We start from the raw sequence: 1,327 nt of genomic DNA, 5'->3' as shown, positions 1-1,327 counted from the left end.
TGAACGAGCCCCATGAAAGACAGGACACCGTTCCCCCCTTAAGATAAGGGATAGGCAAACGGGTATGTTTATGACTAACAGCAACGATAAGGGTGGCGAGCTGCTCGGCCAGGAACGCCGACGCCGCTGGAGCACCGACCAGAAGCTGGCCATGGTTCGAGAGAGCCTTGAGCCTGGGCAAAGCGTGTCCGTGGTTGCCCGGCGCAACGGCATCAACGCCAACCAGCTGTTCCTGTGGCGCAAGCTGTACCAGGACGGAAGCCTGTCGGCGGTTAGTGCTGGCGAGGCCGTGGTGCCGGCGTCTGAGCTGAGTGATGCACTCAAACAGATCCGCGAATTGCAACGGATGTTGGGTAAGAAGACGATGGAAGCGGAAGTCCTCAAAGAGGCCGTGGAGATCGCCCGGTCGCGAAAATGGATTGCGCACTCACCCTTGTTGCCGGGGGACGACCAGTGAAACTGGTCAGCGAATGTCTCGGTGTGTCGCGCTCGCAATTAACGGTTCGAATCAAGCAGTCGAGATCGCCCGTCGCACGGCGACGCCGGCTCGTGAACGATACGGAATTGGTCGCCGAGATTAAGCAACACGTCAGCGAACTGCCCAGCTATGGCTACCGTCGCGTCTGGGGCTTGTTACGCCGCGAGCGTGAAACCCAGTCGTTGCCACCGATCAACGTGAAGCGGGTTTACCGGGTCATGCGTGATCACAACCTGCTACTTGAACGTCGCATCAAACAGCCTGGCGTACCGCGCCGACATGAAGGCCGTATTGCCGTGAAAACCAGTGATACACGCTGGTGCTCGGACGGCTTCGAGTTCCGCTGCGACGACGGTGCCAAGTTGAGCGTAACCTTCGCCCTGGACTGCTGTGACCGCGAAGCCATCGGTTGGGTTGCCAGTCCGACGGGCTATAGCGGCGATGACATCCGAGACTTGATGTTGGAAAGCGTGGAGAAGCGTTTTGGCGACCAACTGCCGAACACGCCCGTGCAGTGGCTGAGCGATAACGGTTCGGCCTATATCGCCGAGCAGACCCGCCTGTTTGCCCGCCAGATCGGCTTGGCACCGGTGACCACACCGGTACGCAGTCCGCAAAGCAACGGTATGGCAGAGAGTTTCGTGAAGACGATCAAACGGGACTACGTAACGCATATGCCCAAGCCGGATCGAGAAACGGCATTGCGCAACCTGACGATTGCCTTCGAGCATTACAACGAACAGCATCCGCACAGCGCGCTGAAATATAGGTCGCCGAGAGAATTTAGGCGTTTGGCAGCGGCATCAATTTAACGGGGAATTGGTGTCCGGTCTGGTAGGGGCAAGTCCA

At 58.6% G+C, this 1,327-nt stretch carries 1 protein-coding gene; it reads left to right on the top strand.

What is annotated here, in order from left to right; all coding sequences use genetic code 11:
• Nucleotides 1-70: 70 nt before the first annotated feature.
• Nucleotides 71-1,290 (top strand): IS3 family transposase gene (locus tag AC07VG_RS33380; RefSeq protein ID WP_495022562.1). Its coding sequence is split into 2 segments (ribosomal slippage): nucleotides 71-410 and nucleotides 410-1,290, totalling 1,221 coding nucleotides; the frame shifts between segments, so codons are not numbered across the junction.
• Nucleotides 1,291-1,327 lie beyond the last annotated feature (37 nt).

The sequence above is a fragment of the Pseudomonas sp. GW821-FHT03C07 genome (assembly GCF_059420925.1).
This window is presented reverse-complemented; position numbering and strand designations above follow the sequence as displayed.